The organism is Streptomyces sp. URMC 124 (assembly GCF_051386455.1).
In the GTDB taxonomy this organism is placed as follows: Bacteria; Actinomycetota; Actinomycetes; order Streptomycetales; family Streptomycetaceae; genus Streptomyces.
Genome location: NZ_JBPQTS010000378.1, coordinates 1 through 375, shown reverse-complemented (window position 1 = coordinate 375; position 375 = coordinate 1). Strand labels below are relative to the sequence as shown.

General features: G+C 74.7%; 1 pseudogene. It reads left to right on the top strand.

Features of this window, described 5'->3' with window-relative positions:
- Positions 1–375 (top strand): annotated as a pseudogene (locus ACSNOG_RS33020) (DNA polymerase III subunit gamma and tau); the annotation flags it as partial.

The following is a 375-nucleotide window of genomic DNA, read 5'->3' as shown; positions in this document are numbered from 1 at the left end:
CGCCGCTTCACCTGGATCGTCCTCAGCCAGAACGCCGAGGTCGTCGGCTTCGACGGCACCACCCTGCAGGTCGGCTTCGCCAATGCCGGCGCGCGCGACAGCTTCGCCAACAGCGGCAGTGAGGAAGTCCTGCGCCAGGCGATCGGCGACGTCTACCAGGGCCAGGTCCAGTGGAAGATCGAGCTGGTCGTCGGCGGCGGAGGCGGCGCTGCAGGCGGCCCCGGCGCGCCCGCAGGCGGCTTCGGCGGCGGCTACGGCTCTTCCGGCGGCGGCAGCGGCTTCGGCGCTTCCGGCAGCTACGGAGGTTCCGGTGCTCCCGGCGGCTTCGGCGGTGGCGGCAGCGGCTACGCCCCCTCAGCCCAGGCCCCCGCGGCC